Consider the following 17076-nt stretch of genomic DNA (forward strand, 5'->3'; position numbering starts at 1 on the left):
AGACAGCCGGCCGAGGCCTCCGCGCACCTGCCCGAAGGGGACCACCGATGAGAAGTGCTGGGTTCCGCCGTACCCGCCGTGCCTCCGCGGCCGCCGTCGTCACCGCGCTCGCCCTGACCGCCCTTGCCTCCTGCGGCACGAGCAGCAGCGGCGACGGGAACGACGACTCCGGCAGCGGCTCGTCCGACCCGTCCGCGCCGCTCGACCCGAAGGCGAAGGTGACGCTGTCGATCGACTGCATGCCGCCCGCCGCGAAGGCCGCGGAGCTGCGGGAGTGGAACGAGGACGTCAAGACGTTCAACAAGACGTACCCGAACGTCAAGATCAACGGGAAGTCCACGCCCGGTCAGTGCCTCGAGCCCCCGCGCTTCACGGCCATGCTCAAGGGCAAGTCGCAACCCGACGTTTTCTACGCCTACTTCACCGACCTCCAGCAGGTGCTGGACAACGACGGCGCCGAGGACATCTCCGCGTACGTCAACGACACCTCGGTCCCGGCGCTCAAGGACATCCAGCCCCAGGTGCTCGACGTGGCCCGCAAGGACGGCAAGCTCTACGCGCTGCCGACCAGCAACTACACCATGGGCCTCATGATCAACCGGAAGCTGTTCACCCAGGCCGGACTGGACCCCGACACCCCGCCGTCGACCTGGGAGGAGGTCCGCGCCGCGAGCAAGAAGATCGCGGCCCTGGGCAAGGGCATCGCCGGCTTCGGCGAGTACAGCGCGGGCAACAACGGAGGCTGGCACTTCACCGCCACCCAGTACGGCCTGGGCGGGGACGTCGTGGACGCGAGCGGCAAGAAGGCCGCGTTCAACGACGACAAGGGCAAGCAGGTCCTCCAGCAGCTGCACGACATGCGCTGGGAGGACGACAGCATGGGCAAGACCCAGCTGCTGAAGTGGGGCGATCTGCAGAAGCAGATATCCACCGACAAGCTCGGCATGTTCCTCGCCGCCCCCGACGACATCGCCTACATGGTGCAGCAACTGGGCGCGAAGTACGAGAACTTCGGGCTCGGCCCGATCCCCGGCGGTGAGGGGACCCTCTTCGGCGGCAACAACTACATGGTCAAGAAGGGCACCTCGCCCGACACGATCAAGGCCGCCGTCGCCTGGCTGAACTTCAAGAACCTGACCCCCGGCAAGGGGCAGTTCGAATGGTCCCGCACCAAGGCCGACCAGCTGCCCGTCGGGCTGCCGCAGCCGAACTTCTTCACGGGTGAGAGCAAGACGAAGGACGACGCCGCACGCGCCGCGAACGCGACCATGCCCGTCGAGAACTTCAAGGCCTTCATGGACAACCCCGTCCAGGGCAAGGCCGAGCCGCCGAAGGCCCAGGAGATCTACAAGATCCTCGACAACGCGATGTCCGCGGTCCTGACCAACAAGGACGCCGACATCGACAAGCTGCTCGACACCGCCGAGCAGCAGGTCAACCAGGTCCTGGCGAACCAGTAACGGACGTGCGGAGGCCGGGCCGGGCGGGCCCGGCCCCGCATCCGGCCGTCCGTGAACGTCCGCACCGGCACCGAGGAGAGACCATGTCGGCCCCCACCCTGTCCACCGGGAAGGCGAGCGCACCGCCACCCGGGCACCACCCACGCCCCGCCGGGCCGGACTCCGCCCGTGAGGAGTTCGTGCGCGCCCTGCGCCGCAACATCTCGGCGCACGGCTTCCTGATCGGAGCCGTCCTCTGCTTCTCCTTCTTCTCCTGGTACCCGATGGTCAGGGAATTCCTCCTGGCCTTCCAGAAGACCGAGGACGGCACGACGACCTGGGCCGGCTGGTCCAACCTCAGCTACGTCTTCAACGACCCCGCGTTCTGGCAGGCCTGGCGCAACACCCTGCTCTTCACGGTCCTGGCACTCGTGCTGGGCTTCGCGGTGCCGTTCGTCGTCGCCGTCGTGCTCAACGAGTTCCGGCACGCCCAGGGGTATCTGCGGCTGCTGGTCTACCTGCCCGTCATGCTGCCGCCGGTCGCCTCCGTCCTGCTCTTCAAGTACTTCTACGACCCCGGCTACGGACTCTTCAACCGCATCCTGGAATTCCTCCATCTGCCCGCCCAGCAGTGGCTCCAGGACCCCGGCACCTCGATGCTCTCCGTCGTCATCGCGTCGACCTGGATGAACATGGGCGGGGCCACCCTCATCTACCTGGCCGCCCTCCAGGGCATCCCGGGCGAGCTGTACGAGGCGGCCGAGCTCGACGGCGCCGGACTGCTCCGCAAGATCTGGCACGTCACCATCCCGCAGACCCGGCTCATCCTGTCGCTCCTGCTGCTCATGCAGATCATCGCGACGATGCAGGTCTTCACCGAGCCGTTCCTGCTGACCAACGGCGCGGGCCCCGAGGGCTCCACCACGACGGTCGTCTACCTCATCTACCAGTACGCCTTCAACTTCAACAACTACGGCGGAGCGGCGGCCCTCGGCCTCCTCCTGCTCGTCGTCCTCGCGGGCTTCTCCGCGGTGTACGTACGCCTCAGCCGCAGCAGCGAAGACTAGGACGGGAGCACGACGATGGCATCGAGCACACTTGTCTCCCGGCGCGGCCCCGGCAGGCCCGGCAGCCGCAAGGCCCGCCGCCGGGACGCGGACCCGGGCCGCCAGCGGACCCTCATCTCACCGGCCCAGCTCGGCCGGCCCCGGGGAAAGGCCGTCTACTGGATCGTCTTCGCCCTGGTGGTGGCGGTCTTCACCCTGGCGTTCCTCGGCCCCCTGTACTGGATGGTCACCGGCGGCCTCAAGACCACCCAGGAAGTCGTACAGAGCCCGCCCACCGCCTTCCCCTCCTCGGTCCACACGGAGAACTACTCCCAGGCGTGGAACGTGATGGACCTGGCCCAGCTGCTCTTCAACACCCTCTACTACGCGTTCGGCGCGCTCGCCTTCCAGCTGGTCCTCGACGTGGCCGCCGCCTACTCGCTGTCCAAGCTGCGGCCGGTGTTCGGCAAGGTCATCCTCGGCATGATGCTGGCCACGCTGATGATCCCGGCCACCGTCCTGGTCGTACCGCAGTACCTCACGGTCCTCGACGTACCGATCTTCGAACGCAACCTGCTCAACTCGCCCTGGGCGATCTGGCTGCCGTCGGTCACCAACGCCTTCAACATCTTCCTGCTGAAGCGGTTCTTCGACTCCATCCCGGGCGAACTCCTCGACGCCGCGGCCATCGACGGCGCGTCACCCCTGCGGACCCTGCGCTCCATCATCCTGCCGATATCCCGGCCGATCCTCGGGGTCGTGTCCATCTTCGCGGTCGTCGGAGTCTGGAAGGACTTCCTCTGGCCCATGCTCACCCTGCCCGACCCCGGCAAGCAGACCCTCAACGTCGGCATCTACTCGCTGTCCAACGGGGTGCCGCAGAACGTCCTCATCGCCGCGCTCACCATCGCGTCCGTCCCGACGCTGCTCATCTTCCTGCTCTTCCAGCGCAACATCATGAGCGGACTCACCGCGGGCGGCCTGAAGGGCTGAGCGCCCCCGAACCACCGCCTCCCACCAGCACTCCGCCGCCGGCCCTCCGACCACACGCCCCGCGTCCGGGCCGGGGGCGGAGTACCTCCTGCCCGAAAGGAACGCCACGTGGCAGCCAACCGTCCGACCGAGGCCACCGCACCGTGGTGGCGCGACGCCGCCATCTACCAGATCTACGTACGCAGCTTCGCCGACGGCGACGGAGACGGCACCGGCGACCTCGCGGGGGTACGGGCCAGGCTGCCCTACCTTGTCGAACTGGGCGTCGACGCCCTGTGGTTCACGCCCTGGTACCTCTCGCCCCTCGCCGACGGCGGCTACGACGTGGCCGACTACCGGGCCATCGACCCGGCGTTCGGCCACCTCGCCGAGGCCGAGAAGCTCATCGCCGAAGCCCGGGAGCTCGGCATCCGCACCCTGATCGACATCGTCCCCAACCACGTCTCCGACCAGCACAGCTGGTTCCGGGCCGCGCTGGCCGCGGCCCCCGGCAGCCCCGAGCGCGAGCTCTTCCACTTCCGGGAGGGGCGCGGCAGCCACGGGGAGATCCCGCCCAACGACTGGGTCTCCGAATTCGGCGGCACCCCGTGGACCAGGATCGACGACGGCCAGTGGTACCTGCACCTGTTCGCCCCCGGGCAGCCCGACCTCAACTGGGCGCACCCGGCGGTCCGCCAGGAGCACGAGGACGTCCTGCGCTTCTGGTTCGAACGGGGCGTCGCCGGCGTCCGGATCGACTCGGCGGCCCTGCTCGCCAAGGACCCCGCCCTGCCCGACTTCGTCAAGGGCACCGACCCGCACCCGTACGTCGACCGCGACGAGCTCCACGACATCTACCGCTCCTGGCGCGCCATCGCCGACGCGTACGACGGCATCTTCGTCGGCGAGGTCTGGCTCCCCGACTCCGAGCGCTTCGCCCGCTATCTGCGCCCCGACGAACTGCACACCGCGTTCAACTTCAACTTCCTGGCCTGCCCCTGGGACGCCGGGCTGCTGCGCAGCGCCATCGACGACACGCTCGCCGAGCACGCCCCGGTGGGGGCCCCCGCCACCTGGGTGCTGTGCAACCACGACGTCACCCGCACGGTCACCCGTTACGGACGTGAGGCGACCGGCTTCGATTTCGCGGCCAAGGTCTTCGGCACACCCACCGACCTGGAACTCGGCACCCGCAGGGCACGGGCGGCGGCCCTGCTCTCGCTGGCGCTGCCGGGCGCCGTCTACCTCTACCAGGGCGAGGAGCTCGGCCTGCCGGAGGCCGACATCCCCCGCGAGCGGATCCAGGACCCCATGCACCTGCGCTCCGGCGGCGTCGACCCGGGGAGGGACGGCTGCCGGGTGCCCCTGCCGTGGTCCGCCGACGAGCCGTACGCGGGCTTCGGATCCACCGTCGGACCCTGGCTGCCGCAGCCGGACGCCTGGCCCTCGTACGCCGCCGACCGGCAGAGCACCGATCCCGGCTCGATGCTCACCCTCTACCGGAAGGCGCTGCGGCTGCGCCGCGACGAACCGGGCTTCGCCGCCGCACCCGGAGAGACCGCCGACGGCCGGCTGGACTGGCTGCCGTCGAAACCGGGCGTCCTCGCCTTCCGGCGGACCCACGGCCTGATCTGCGTCGTCAACCTCTCGGGAAGCCCGGTCCCGCTCCCGGACCATCACGAGATCCTGCTGACCAGCGCCCCATCGGACCCCTCGGGTCTGCTGCCGGACGATACGGCGGCCTGGCTGCGCGAGAAGCGATAGCGGGGGAGCGGGGGCTGCGGCACAGTGGTCGTATGGATGATCTCAACGCTCTCGCCGACGAGCATCTGACCGCGGCCCGCGCCGACGCGCACGGCCGCAGCGCGCACCTGCTGCTGCGCCAGGAGCCACTGCGGCAGACGGTGATCGCGCTCACCGCGGGCTCCGCCCTCGACGAGCACAACGCCCCGCCCGCCGCCTCGCTCCAGGTACTGCGCGGCGCGGTCCGGCTCACCGCGGGATCCGGGGACGTGGACCTCACGGCGGGCCTGCTGCACCCCATTCCCCAGGAGCGGCACGGACTGCTGGCCCTGGAGGACGCCGTGGTGCTGCTCACCGCCGTCAACGACTGAGCCGCCCTGGAGTACAACCGCGGGACCGAGGCATGAGAGAAAGGGAGCAGCCGGGCCGCCGAGAGGCGTCCCGGCGTCCACCCTTCCTTCGTCCCCCGGAGTATCCGCGTGCCCAGCAGGACCGACGACCCCGTCGCGGAACGAACCGACCCCCCGGCAGGGCGCACCGCACGGAGGCACTGGCGCACCGCTCTGCGCCGTACCCCCGTGTCCCTGTGGAACGACGACCTCTCCGACTGGGCGGCCGCCCTCACCTACTACGCCATCCTGGCGCTGCTCCCCGCGCTCCTGGTCACCGTCTCCGTCATCGGCCTGGCCAACCCCGGGGCCACCGACGCGCTGATCGCCGACATCACGGCCTTCGCGCCGGCCGAGTCCGGGGCGGCGCTGCGCCGGCCCCTGGAGGCCGCCACCCAGGAGCGCGCCGCGGTCTGGCTGCTCGTGGTCACCGGCAGTGTGAGCGCCGTGTGGTCGGCCTCCAGCTACCTGGCGGTCTTCCGCAGGGCGATGCACGCCATGCACCGGGTCAAGGACACCAGGCCGCCGCTGCGCCAGGCGCACATCATCGTGGTCTCGGCCGTCGGGCTGCTCGTCCTGCTGATGGCCAGCGCCTTCGCCCTCGTGCTCACCGGGCCCCTGGCACGCTGGCTCGGACGCCGCGCGGGCCTGGCCCAGGCCGGGGAGACGGTGTGGGAGGGCCTCAAGTGGCCCGTGCTGCTCTGCCTGGTCGCCTGCCTGATCCTGGTCCTCTTCAGCACGGGTCCGCGTTCCGCGCGGAGCCTGCGCGGGGCACTGCCCGGCGGGGTGCTCGCGGCGTTCCTGTGGCTGGTCGCCTCGGCCGGATTCGCGCTGTACGCGACCCACATCGCCAGCTACAGCCGGCTGTACGGTTCGCTGGCCGGGGTGGTGGTCTTCCTGATCTGGATCTGGTTCACCAACCTGGCGCTCCTGACCGGCGCCCAGTTCAACGTCGAGCTGGCCCGCACGGACGAGCAGGGGCGTGAGGAGCCCTGAGTGCCCCGCGGGGCCTTGTGGGAGCGCTCCCAGCGAGCAAGGATGTGGCGATGACCCGGACCGCGTACGTACGCCCCTACCGGCCCGCCGACCAGGAGGCCCTCGCGGACATCTGCGTCCGCACGGCCGACAACGGCGGGGACAGCACGCATCTGTACCCCGACCCCGGGCTGATGCCCGCCCTGTTCGCCGCGCCCTACGCCCATCTGGAACCGGAGCTGACCTTCGTCCTGGACGACGGCTCGGGGCGGGCGGTCGGCTACGTGCTCGGGACCGCCGACACCCGGACGTTCGTGGAGGCCTTCCGCGAGACCTGGCTCCCTCGCGTCACGGACCGCTTCCCCGAGCCGCAGGGGGAACCGGGAACGCCCACCGAGTCGATGACGGCCCTCCTGTACCGCCCCGAGCGCATGATCCTCCCGGAGCTCGACGCGCACCCCGCACACCTGCACATCGACCTGCTCCCGCCGTGGCAGCGCAAGGGGTACGGCAGGGAGCTCATGGGCACCTTCCTGGGCGCCCTGCACCGGAAGGGGGTCGGGGCCGTCCATCTGTCCATGCTGACGGCGAACACCCCGGCCAGGGCGTTCTACGACCGGCTCGGGTTCCGGGTGATCGACGTACCCGACCCGGGGCCGCTCACATATCTGGGGCGCTCCACCGAGGGTGTGGAGCCGACGGGCTGGGCAGGTAGTGGGTGGCGAGCCCGGGAGAGGGCCCGGGTCGCCGGTTCGGAGGGGTGAGTGGCATGACGGAGCAGAGCGCGTGGAGTTTCGCGGACGACCGGGGCCAGCTGGTGGCGGCGGACCGCCGGCCGGCCCGGGTGCTCGCGTACGTCCAGGCGGGCGCGACACTGTGGGACTACGGGATACGCCCGGAGGGGATCTTCGGCTCCGGACACGACGGCGCGGAGCCCGACCGGGCGAAGACCGGCACGCTCCCGCTGGACACGGTGGACTACCGGGGCGCGGGTGACGACCTGGACGTGGACACGCTGTTGCGCGGCAGGCCCGACCTGGTCGTCGCCGTCAGCTACGGCCACGGCCAGCTCTACGGACTGGACCCCGACACCGCCAAGCACCTGGAGGAGCGCGTCCCGGTCGTCGTGATCGACGTGGGCCAGGCGCGCACCCTGGACCGGGTCGCCGAGCGGTTCGCCGCTCTCGCGCGTTCGCTCGGCGGCGCGCCCGTCCCGGACGCCTCGGACGAGCTGGACGCGGCGCGGGAGCGGCTGCGCACGGCCGCCCATGCCCCCGGCGCCCCCAGGGTGGTCGCCCTCTCGCCCGCGGGACCGGAACAGGCGTACGTCGCCCGGCCCCAGATGTGGCCCGAACTGCGGGTGCTGGCCGAGCTCGGAGTCGGCCTCGTGGCCCCGCCCGCCGGGACCGGGGTCAACTGGGCCACCGTCGACTGGGCGCAGGCCGCGGCCCTGGAACCCGGCATCGTCCTGACGGACATCCGGTCCAACGCGGCCCCGCTCGACGAGATCACCGACCCCGCCTGGGAGGCAGCCGGCCGGGGCACGCGCACCGTGCCGTGGAACCCGGAACCCCTGTGCAGCCCGCAGGCCCACGCCCGCTTCCTCGCGCTGGTCGCGGACGCGGTGGAGGGGGCGGCCGGCTGAACACGCTCTCGACGATATTCCTGCCGGCCGGCGCGCTTCTGTGGGCCCGGCGCACCCCCTCCGTCCCGCGGGCCGTCCCCGTCCCCGAGGGGGACGGAGGCTGATCCGCTGCTCCGTACGGACGCCCCGGATCGCGCCCGGCCCCGCCGTTGGGGACGCTGGCCCGGAGCCGGGACGCGAGATCCCCGTACTTCCAGGAGCCGAGATGCAGCAGGACAAGCACCCGTCGTACCGTCCCGTGGTCTTCCGCGACCGTTCCGCCGGGTACGCCTTTCTGACCCGGTCCACCGCGTCGAGCGAGCAGACGATCGACTGGGACGACGGCAACAGCTACCCGGTCATCGACGTGGAGATCTCCGCCGAGAGCCACCCCTTCTTCACCGGCAGGGCGCGGGTGGTCGACACCGAGGGGCAGGTCGCCAAGTTCGAGCGCCGTTACGGTGACGAGGGGCGCGGGGACGCCTCCTGAGGCCCGGGTCTCCACGGCCGTCCCCGCACGGGGCAGAATCAGCGGCAGTGTGCCCCGTGACCGCCACGCCTCACCGGGGCAGGACCGCCCGCGTTCCCCAGGAGACCCGTCCCCATGCCCGACAGCCCCGCCCTGCTGGTCATCGGCGAATGCGTCGCCGACATCGTCCGGCTGCCGGGCGCCCCGGACCGGACCCACCCCGGCGGCAGCCCCGCGAACGTCGCGTACGGTCTGGCCAGGCTCGGCCGGGACACCACCCTGGTCACCCAGCTCGGCCCGGATCCCGACGGCCGGCTGATCGAGGAGCACCTCGCCTCGGCCGGGGTGCGGGTCCTCACCGACGGCGCCGACGCGCCCACCCCGGCCGCCACCGTCGACCTCGACGACGAGGGCCGGGCCACGTACGGCTTCAGGATCACCTGGACACTCGGGCCCGTCGCGCTGCCCGGGGAGCCGCCCCACCATGTCCATACCGGTTCCATCGCGACCGCCGTGGGGCCCGGGGCGGACACCGTCCTCGACGCCGTACGGGCGCTCCGGGACGTGTCGACCGTCAGCTACGACCCCAACGTGCGGCCCGCGCTGATGGGGGACCGCCTCCCCGCCGTGCGACGCGCGGAGCGCTTCGTCGCGCTCAGCGACGTCGTCAAGGCCAGCGACGAGGACCTGCGGTGGCTGTACCCCGACGAGGCCCCGGAGAAGGCCGCCGAGCGGTGGCTCGGCACCGGGCCCGCGCTGGTCCTGCTCACCCGGGGCGCCGGGGGAGCGACGGCGTTCGTCCCGGGCGCGACCGTGAGTGCCGGGCCGCCACCCGTCCGGGTCGTCGACACCGTGGGCGCCGGGGACGCCTTCATGTCCGGCACGCTGCACGCCCTCGCCTCGTACGGACTGCTCGGAGCGCCGGGCCGCGCACGGCTGCGCGACCTGGACACCACCGTGCTGGGCGACGTGCTGCGCCTCGCACTGGCGTCGGCCGCCGTGACCGTCGCACGGGCGGGCGCGCTGCCTCCCGACGAGGAGGAGCTGGCAGCGGCTCTGACCAGCGGAGCGGACCCTGAGGGGTAGGGAGTTCAGGGGGTGTCCTCGCCCGCACCACGATCGTTGATTTCTACATGACCGTGACCCTTGCCGACATCGCCCCACCGTCCACCACCGAACTGCTGACCGGCGTCCTCCTCGGTCCGGAACACCGCCGTGAACACGGCTTCTGGCAGCGGCTGATCAGCACAGAACCGTTCCGCCGCCCCGCCGGCGGAACGCCCGAAGAGCGACTGGACCTCGCCTACGACCGGTTGCGGATCCTCAACCTCTCCCTCGACAGCGGCGCGCGCCTCGCCTCCGACCCACGGGCACTGGCCGCCCTGCACGCCTGGCTCGGCCCGGTGGACCCCGCGCTGACCACCGTGGCGGGCATCCACTACAACCTCTTCCTCGGCAGCCTCCTCGACCACGAATGCGCGGGCCGCCGCGATCTGTCCGACTACCTGACGATGCGTCGCATCGGCACCTTCCTCTGTACGGAGGTGGCGCACGGCAACAACGCGGCGGCGATGGAGACCACCGCCACGTACGACCGTGAGCGGGACGGTTTCGTCCTGCACACCCCCAACGCGGGCGCGCAGAAGTTCATGCCCAACACGAGTCCGGCGGGCGGGGCGAAGTCCGGCCTGGTCGCCGCGCGCCTGGTCGCCGACGGGGCCGACCACGGGGTACGCCTCTTCCTGGTGCCGCTCACCGACGACGTACGGGCGTTGCCGGGCGTCCGGGTGCGCCGGCTTCCGGCCCGGATGGGCAGCCCGGTGGACCACTGCCTCACCTCGTTCGACCAGCTCTTCGTGGAGCGGGACGCCCTGCTGGGAGCCGCCGAGGAGGGCGACGCTCCGGGGGAGTTCAGGACCGGTCCGGGAGACCGGCGGCGGCGCTTCCTCACCTCGATCGGGAGGGTCACCCCCGGCCGGATCTCGATGAGCGCCTGCGCGGCGGGGTCGGCCCGCGCGACCCTGGCGGTCGCGGTGCGCTACGGCGGACACCGGATGATCTCCGGCAGCCGGGGCGCGCCACCGGTGCCCGTCAACGCCCACCGGACCCACCACGGACCGCTCGCCTCGGCGATGGCCACGGTCTTCGCCATGAGCCTGCTGTACCGCAGGGCGCAGGAGCGCTGGGAGGCCTGCACGGACGAGGACGGGCGCACCGAGGCGGGCAGGCTCGTCGACGTCGCCAAGGCGTGGATCACCTGGCGGGCCCGTGAGGTCATCGTCGAGAGCCGCGAACGCTGCGGCGCCCAGGCCCTGTTGGAGAACAACGGCATGACCGAACTCGTCACGGGCGTGGAGGGCGCCATCACGGCCGAGGGCGACAACATCGCCCTGTATGCCAAGGCGGCCGCCGACATGCTCTTCGCCGCCGCGCCCGGCCGCGACGACGCCCCGGGCCCGGCACCGCACCCCGGCGACCTGGCCGACCCCCGCTTCCTGGGCCGGCTCCTCGCCTCAGTCCAGGACATCTGGTTCGCCAGGGCCAGGGAGCGCGCTCTCCGGGCGCCCGACGCCGACACCCTCGGCCGGTGGAACGCGGCCTCGGGCCCGGCCCTGCGCGGGGTCGAGGCCTACGCCTACCGGCAGGCCGCCGAGGCCTACGCCGAGGCCCGCGCGGCACTTCCCCCGGGGGAGGCCAGGGACCGGCTGGCGGAGCTGGAGCGGCTGTTCGCCGTCGAGTGGGTCGCCCGCAACAGCGGTGACCTGCTGGCCGCCGGCCTCCTGAGCGGCGACCAGGTGGCCGCCCTGCACGAGGCCGTCGAGGAGCTCGTCGCGGCCGTCGCCGCACACGCCCCGGAACTGGCCGAGTCCTTCGCGCTGCCCGAGCGGCTCCTCGCCGACTGGCCGATCGCCGGACCCGGCTACGCGGACGCGTACGACGATCCCGCCGGCCCGTGGAACACCGTCCCGGCGGACGCCCGATGAGCGCCGGACGCGGGGGACGGAGCATCTGCGAGCGCCTGGAGATCCTGGGCCTGCGCGCCGTCCTGCTCGCCTACTGGGGCACGACGTCCGTGCTCGCACGCCGGAGCGTGAAGCCGCTCACCGACGGAGGCGAATCGGTTCACCCCAAGGGCTGAGCTGTCCGACGGCCCGCCGGTACGGAGCAGCACCCCCGTTCTCCGTACCGGCGACGGCCCCGGGGCCGCCCCCACCCCGCGTGATAGCTTGCAGACGCCAGTCACACTCCACGTGGAGTCAGGGAATCCGGTGCGAATCCGGAGCTGACGCGCAGCGGTGAGGGGGACGGGCGGGGCCACGGCCACTGGGACACCCTCGGGTGCACCGGGAAGGCGCCCCGTCCGGACGAACCCGAGTCCGAAGACCTGCTGGCACCCGCTCCCGCACCGGGAGCGGTACTCCGTACCGGGCTTCGCGCAAGAGCCCTGAGAACGCCGAGGGACTCCGTGCCGCTCATACCCAGCACCGTACGCCGCACTGCCCTGCTCCTCGCGGGACTCGTCCTGCTGACCGCCTGCGGCGGAGGCGGGAACGAGTCCGCCGCGGGCGGCGCGGGGGACGACGCCCCCGCCGGCTACCCCGTGACGCTGAAGAACTGCGGCCGTACGGTGACCGTCACCGCCCCACCACGTCACGCCGTCTCCCTCAACCAGGGATCGACGGAGATCCTGCTCTCCCTCGGCCTCGCCGACCGGATCGCCGGCTCCGCGACCTGGACGGACCCGGTGATGAAGGGCCTGGAGAAGGACGAGTCCACGGTCCCCCGCCTCGCCGAGAACCAGCCCTCCTCCGAGAAGGTCCTCGCCGAGGAACCCGACTTCGTCACCGCCTCGTTCGAATCCACCCTCGGCAAGGGCGGTGTGGCCTCCCGCGACCAGTTCGAGGAACTGGGCGTACCGACCTACCTCTCGCCCTCCGACTGCGCCGGCAAGGACAACACGGGCAGCGGCGACGGCTCCCGCGCCGAGAAGCTGACCATGGACGCCGTCTACGGTGAAGTACGCGACCTGGCCCAGGTGTTCGGCGTCCCGGAGCGGGGCGAGAAGCTGGTGACGAGCCTCCGGAACCGCGTCGACGAGGCGACCGCCGGCATCGACGCGTCCGACACCACGGTGCTCTACTGGTTCGCCAACGCCGAAGCCCCCTACCTGGCGGGGTGCTGCGGAGCCCCCGGCATCATCACCGACGCGCTCGGCGCGAAGAACGTCTTCGACGACACCCACGAGGAATGGCCCCAGATCAACTGGGAGACCGTCGCCGACCGCGACCCCGACGTGCTGGTCATCGGTGACCTGACCCGTAAGTCGCAGACCGCGGAGAGCGCCGGGAAGAAGATCGCGTTCCTGGAGTCCAACCCCGCCACGAAGAACCTGGACGCCGTCAAGCACAAGCGGTACGTCCTGCTGAGCGGCCAGGCCATGAATCCGACCATCCGGACCGTGGAGGGCGTGGAGCGGGTGGCGGCCGGGCTGCGCTCGTTCGGACTCGCGGGGTGACGGACACCGCGTCCCGGCTCCTGCGCGGCGGCCTGCTGTGGAGCGCCGGGGCCGCCCTGCTGCTCCTGTCCGTCGCGGTCGCCGTCACGATCGGTCCCGCCCGCATCTCCGTCCCGGACGTCTGGTCGGCGGTGGCCTCGCACCTCGGCCTCGGGCAGGGGCGGCTGACCCCGATCCGGGACGGCATCATCTGGAACCTGCGCATGCCCCGCACCCTGCTCGCCGCGGTCTGCGGGGCCGGACTCGCGGTCTGCGGCACCGTGATGCAGTCGCTGCTGCGCAACCCGCTCGCCGACCCCTTCGTCCTCGGCGTCTCCTCGGGGGCGTCCACCGGCGCGGTCGTGGTCGTCGTCCTGGGCGTCGGCGGGGGAGCGGTCTCCGTCTCGGGGGGCGCGTTCGCCGGAGCCCTGCTCTCCTTCGCTCTCGTCCTGCTGCTGAGCCACACGCTCGGCGGATCCACCGACCGGGTCGTCCTCTCCGGGGTCGCGGCCATGCAGCTCTTCTCCGCGCTCACCTCCTTCGTCGTGATGACCGCCGCCGACGCCGAACAGACCAAGGGCGTGCTCTTCTGGCTGCTCGGCTCCCTGAGCGGGGTCGGCTGGAGCGATGTGTGGATGTGCTCGGCCGTGCTGGCCGTGACCCTGCTGATCTGCCTGGGCCACGCCCGTACGCTCGACGCCTTCGCCTTCGGGCAGGACGCCGCGGCCGCGCTGGGGGTACATGTGACCCGCACCCGGATCGTGCTGCTCTGCACCACCGCGCTGCTGACCGCGGCCCTCGTCAGCTCGGCGGGCGCCATCGGGTTCGTCGGCCTCGTCCTGCCGCACGCGGCCCGGGCACTGACGGGGTCCGGGCACCGGAGGCTGCTGCCGGTGACGGCGCTCGCCGGGGCCGTGTTCCTGGTCTGGGTCGACACGCTGGCCAGGACCGTCCTCGACCCCCAGGAGGTGCCGGTCGGCGTGGTCACCTCCCTCATCGGGGTGCCCGTCTTCGTCCTGATCCTGCACCGCACGCGGAGGAGTTCATGAACCGGGAGGGAACCCCCGGCGACGGCCTGCGGGCCACCCGCGTCAGCAGGGAGGCCGGCGGGAGGATCGTCCTCGACGGGGTGAGCGTCGCGCCGCCCTCCGGCACCACCGTCGGGCTCCTCGGGCCGAACGGATCCGGGAAGACCACGCTGCTGCGGGTGATGGCGGGCGTCCTCACCCCCGGCGCCGGCGTCGTCACCCTCGACGGCCGCACCCTCGCCGAGACCGGCCGGCGCGCCGTGGCCCGCCGCGTCGCCGTCGTCGACCAGCACGCCGTCACCCAGGTCGACCTGAGCGTGCTGGACGTCGTACGCCTCGGACGCATCCCGCACCGGCGCGCCTGGTCCGGGCCCGGGCCGGGGGACGAGGACGCCGTACGCGAGGCTCTGGAGCGCACCGGACTGGCCGACCGCGCCGGGCAGTCCTGGCACACCCTGTCCGGCGGCGAGCGCCAGCGCGTGCAGATCGCCCGCGCCCTGGCCCAGCAGCCGCGTGAGCTCCTGCTGGACGAACCCACCAACCACCTGGACATCCAGCACCAGCTGGAGCTGCTGTCCCTGGTCGCCGCGCTGCCCGTCACCGCCGTGATCGCACTGCACGACCTCAACCTGGCCGCCATGTTCTGCGACCGGGTCACCGTCATGAAGGAAGGACGGGTGGTCGCCGGCGGTACGCCCTCGGAGGTGCTCACCGAGGAACTCATCGCCGATGTCTACCGGGTACGCGCGGTGGTGACGCCGGAAGGGCCCGACGGCCGCCCCTCGGTGCGGTTCCTGCCGGGCGGGGCCGTCGACGGACGGCGGAAGTGCGACGAGAGGGCGGGCCCGTGAACCACCCGGGTCCGCCCCTCGCTACTGTCGCGCGGCCTTTCGCCGCTGTGTGAGGGGGTCAGCGACGACGTCCCTGGCCGAACTCGCCGCCCGTGTCCTTGCCGCTGCCCATGTCGTCCTTGCCGTCCGCGTAGTCGATCTTCTCCTTGCGGAGCTCGGCGGAGACTTCCTTCTGCTCGGTGACCCTGCTGGTTTCGAGACGGACCCGCTCCACCGGGACCGCCTCCTTGCGGACGGTGGCTCGTTCGGCGTGGAGGGTGACTTCGACATCCTGATCGCCGAGGTCGGTCCCCTTCATTCCGGTGACCTTCTCGCCCGGCTGCAGAGGCTCGCGCACCACGCGCACCTCCTCGTGGGACACCGGCACCGTCCGCGTGACGTTCTCGGTCACGACGTACTTGTGCAGGCGCGCCTTGCCGCTCTCGTACTCCTCCGTGCCGACCTGGAGCTGCTCCTCGGAGCGGACCATCTCGTCACGGCCTCCGGCACCCGCGGCGGACCGCTCGGCTCCGGCTCCGGCGAGCGGGCGGGACGTGGCGGACGTGTCCATGTCGCGGTGCCTGCCCGTTCCCGCGGGGGTGCCGGTGGCCTTGGCCTGACCGCCGGTGCCCGAGCGAGCGGTGCCGGCCGCGCCGGCTGCTCCGGCCGCGCCCGCGGCACCCATGGCGCCCGTTCCGGTCCCGGACGTCGTGCGCGCGTCGCCACCCGCTCCGGCGGGCCCGGTTCCCTTCTTGGTCATGCCGTAGTGCCGGTAGAGCTCCTCCTCCTCCGATACGGAGAGGTGCGCGTCCGCGTCCACCCGGGGGGCGTCCTTGACGCGGTCCTTCGGATGCGAGACGTGCAGGTCGGAACCCACCCGGCGAGCCCCGGCAAGCGGTACGAAGCTCTCCTTCATACCGAACATGCCGGTCTTGACCGTGATCCAGTCGGGCTTGCCGGTGTCGTCGTCGACGTACACCCGCCCCACTGTGCCGACCTTCTCTCCGTCGCTGTCGTAGACGGTCAGACCGTCGAGTTCGCCGGAATCCGTGAAACCGTCAGCGGCTCCCATGGCCGATTCCTCCTCGCCCGGGCGCGTCCTGCGGGTGGTTCCAGCAGGGGAGGCGCGTCCGGATTCCATCGCGCCTCACCCGGTTGGACGGTGCAACTTCCCGGCCCGGGCGGCGAGTGGCCCAGAACACCGGGGAGGGGCGGTGGCCCCGCTCCACGCGGTTATCCGCCCGCAGCCCGCATTACGCCATACGGGTGAGGCGGCGGTCCCGGGTGCGCCGGAATCGCGGCCCGGGACCGCCCGTATGATCGACGCGCGCCGCCGACCGCCGGCCGGCCCGTTCCCGGGGGAGTCCGTCATCGCATCCGTAGGGGTCCGCCTGCCCCGGCAGCGCGGCGAGCTGCTGTCCCGCCGGGAGGACGGCCTCGGGCTGCACCATCTGGTGTGGCGGCTCGGGCCCGGCTGGCGGGTGTGCAGCAGCGCCGTGCTCGGCGGCGGCATCGGCCCGCGCGCCTGGATCCTCAACGCCCAGGTGCCCGGCGGCTACCCCCGCCTCGACCCCGACCGGCACCTCGCGGAGATCGCGGCGGCCGAGGCACTCGGAGGTCCCGGCGCCGGACTGATGACAGCCGCGGACGTCACCGCGTACACCGTCGCCGACGACGGCGGAGTGACCGCGACCGTCACCAGCGGCCTCGGCGTACGGGGATGGGCCGCGGCCCCGGCGGAAGGCACCGACGGCCCGCCGCCCCCCGGCACCGTCAACATCGTCATCACCCTGCCCGTGGCACTCTCCGACGCCGCCCTGGTCAACGCGGTGGCCACCGCCACCGAGGCGAAGGTCCAGGCCCTGGTGGACGCCGGACTCGACTGTTCCGGGACGCCGACGGACGCGGTGTGCGTCGCCGCGCCGGACCCGGAAGGGCAGCCCGGGGAGCCGTTCGCCGGCCCGCGCTCCCGCTGGGGCGCGCGACTCGCCAGAGCCGTGCACCGCGCCTGTCTGGAGAGCGCGCTGCGGCAGTCTTGAGGCCCACGGGCCACGCGAGCGGCCCGC

Annotated in this window: 17 protein-coding genes and 1 riboswitch; of the genes, 16 read left to right on the forward strand and 1 reads right to left on the reverse strand. The window is 72.2% G+C overall.

The features are described from left to right. Nucleotides 1-47 precede the first annotated feature (47 nt). The 15 genes from ACZ607_RS12325 (at nucleotide 48) to ACZ607_RS12395 (ending at nucleotide 15031) form a co-directional block, all read left to right on the forward strand. A complete protein-coding gene (locus ACZ607_RS12325) occupies nucleotides 48-1460 on the forward strand; it encodes an extracellular solute-binding protein (protein ID WP_469734450.1) in 1413 nt (470 codons plus the stop codon). Between the two features lie 83 nt (nucleotides 1461-1543). Then, nucleotides 1544-2506, forward strand: coding sequence for a carbohydrate ABC transporter permease (locus ACZ607_RS12330; protein WP_469734452.1), 963 nt, complete (start codon nucleotides 1544-1546; stop codon nucleotides 2504-2506). A 15-nt stretch (nucleotides 2507-2521) separates the two neighbouring features. Beyond that, nucleotides 2522-3478 carry a carbohydrate ABC transporter permease gene (locus ACZ607_RS12335; protein ID WP_469734454.1) on the forward strand — a complete coding sequence of 319 codons (957 nt, stop codon included), beginning with the start codon at nucleotides 2522-2524 and terminating at the stop codon, nucleotides 3476-3478. 108 nt (nucleotides 3479-3586) lie between these two features. Then, complete coding sequence (locus ACZ607_RS12340) at nucleotides 3587-5221, forward strand: glycoside hydrolase family 13 protein (protein WP_469734455.1); 1635 nt, start codon at nucleotides 3587-3589, stop codon at nucleotides 5219-5221. A 32-nt stretch (nucleotides 5222-5253) separates the two neighbouring features. Continuing rightward, nucleotides 5254-5571 (forward strand): cupin domain-containing protein, encoded by a 318-nt coding sequence (locus ACZ607_RS12345; protein WP_469734457.1) that lies wholly within the window; start codon nucleotides 5254-5256, stop codon nucleotides 5569-5571. Between the two features lie 108 nt (nucleotides 5572-5679). Beyond that, nucleotides 5680-6585: a YihY/virulence factor BrkB family protein gene (locus ACZ607_RS12350; protein ID WP_469734459.1), complete on the forward strand. Its 906-nt coding sequence runs from the start codon at nucleotides 5680-5682 to the stop codon at nucleotides 6583-6585. A gap of 50 nt (nucleotides 6586-6635) precedes the next feature. After that, complete coding sequence (locus ACZ607_RS12355) at nucleotides 6636-7328, forward strand: GNAT family N-acetyltransferase (RefSeq protein WP_469734461.1); 693 nt, start codon at nucleotides 6636-6638, stop codon at nucleotides 7326-7328. Nucleotides 7329-7333: 5 nt separating this feature from the next. Next, on the forward strand, nucleotides 7334-8209 hold the full coding sequence (locus tag ACZ607_RS12360) for a substrate-binding domain-containing protein (RefSeq protein WP_469734463.1): 876 nt from the start codon (nucleotides 7334-7336) through the stop codon (nucleotides 8207-8209). 205 nt (nucleotides 8210-8414) lie between these two features. Further along, nucleotides 8415-8678: a type B 50S ribosomal protein L31 gene (locus ACZ607_RS12365; protein WP_469734465.1), complete on the forward strand. Its 264-nt coding sequence runs from the start codon at nucleotides 8415-8417 to the stop codon at nucleotides 8676-8678. Nucleotides 8679-8792: 114 nt separating this feature from the next. Beyond that, nucleotides 8793-9743, forward strand: a complete 951-nt coding sequence (locus tag ACZ607_RS12370) for a carbohydrate kinase family protein (protein ID WP_469734467.1) — start codon at nucleotides 8793-8795, stop codon at nucleotides 9741-9743. Nucleotides 9744-9790: 47 nt separating this feature from the next. Further along, entirely contained in the window at nucleotides 9791-11641 is a 1851-nt protein-coding gene (locus ACZ607_RS12375) for an acyl-CoA dehydrogenase family protein (RefSeq protein ID WP_469734469.1), read from the forward strand. After that, nucleotides 11638-11796 (forward strand): hypothetical protein, encoded by a 159-nt coding sequence (locus ACZ607_RS12380; protein WP_469734471.1) that lies wholly within the window; start codon nucleotides 11638-11640, stop codon nucleotides 11794-11796. The genes ACZ607_RS12375 and ACZ607_RS12380 overlap by 4 nt, the downstream gene beginning before the upstream one ends. A gap of 81 nt (nucleotides 11797-11877) precedes the next feature. Further along, a riboswitch (cobalamin riboswitch) is annotated at nucleotides 11878-12064 on the forward strand. A gap of 59 nt (nucleotides 12065-12123) precedes the next feature. After that, nucleotides 12124-13173, forward strand: a complete 1050-nt coding sequence (locus ACZ607_RS12385; protein ID WP_469734473.1) for an ABC transporter substrate-binding protein — start codon at nucleotides 12124-12126, stop codon at nucleotides 13171-13173. Further along, nucleotides 13170-14201, forward strand: coding sequence for a FecCD family ABC transporter permease (locus tag ACZ607_RS12390; protein WP_469734474.1), 1032 nt, complete (start codon nucleotides 13170-13172; stop codon nucleotides 14199-14201). The genes ACZ607_RS12385 and ACZ607_RS12390 overlap by 4 nt, the downstream gene beginning before the upstream one ends. Then, nucleotides 14198-15031, forward strand: coding sequence for an ABC transporter ATP-binding protein (locus ACZ607_RS12395; protein WP_469734476.1), 834 nt, complete (start codon nucleotides 14198-14200; stop codon nucleotides 15029-15031). The genes ACZ607_RS12390 and ACZ607_RS12395 overlap by 4 nt, the downstream gene beginning before the upstream one ends. 58 nt (nucleotides 15032-15089) lie before the next feature. On the opposite strand, the gene ACZ607_RS12400 is transcribed toward ACZ607_RS12395, so the two are convergent. Next, a complete protein-coding gene (locus tag ACZ607_RS12400) occupies nucleotides 15090-16082 on the reverse strand; it encodes a PRC and DUF2382 domain-containing protein (protein ID WP_469734478.1) in 993 nt (330 codons plus the stop codon). Nucleotides 16083-16326: 244 nt separating this feature from the next. Here ACZ607_RS12400 and ACZ607_RS12405 point away from each other — a divergent pair, with 244 nt between their 5' ends. Next, nucleotides 16327-17049 (forward strand): adenosylcobinamide amidohydrolase, encoded by a 723-nt coding sequence (locus ACZ607_RS12405; RefSeq protein WP_469734480.1) that lies wholly within the window; start codon nucleotides 16327-16329, stop codon nucleotides 17047-17049. Nucleotides 17050-17076: the final 27 nt, after the last annotated feature.

The sequence above is a fragment of the Streptomyces sp. NPDC104381 genome (assembly GCF_055583745.1).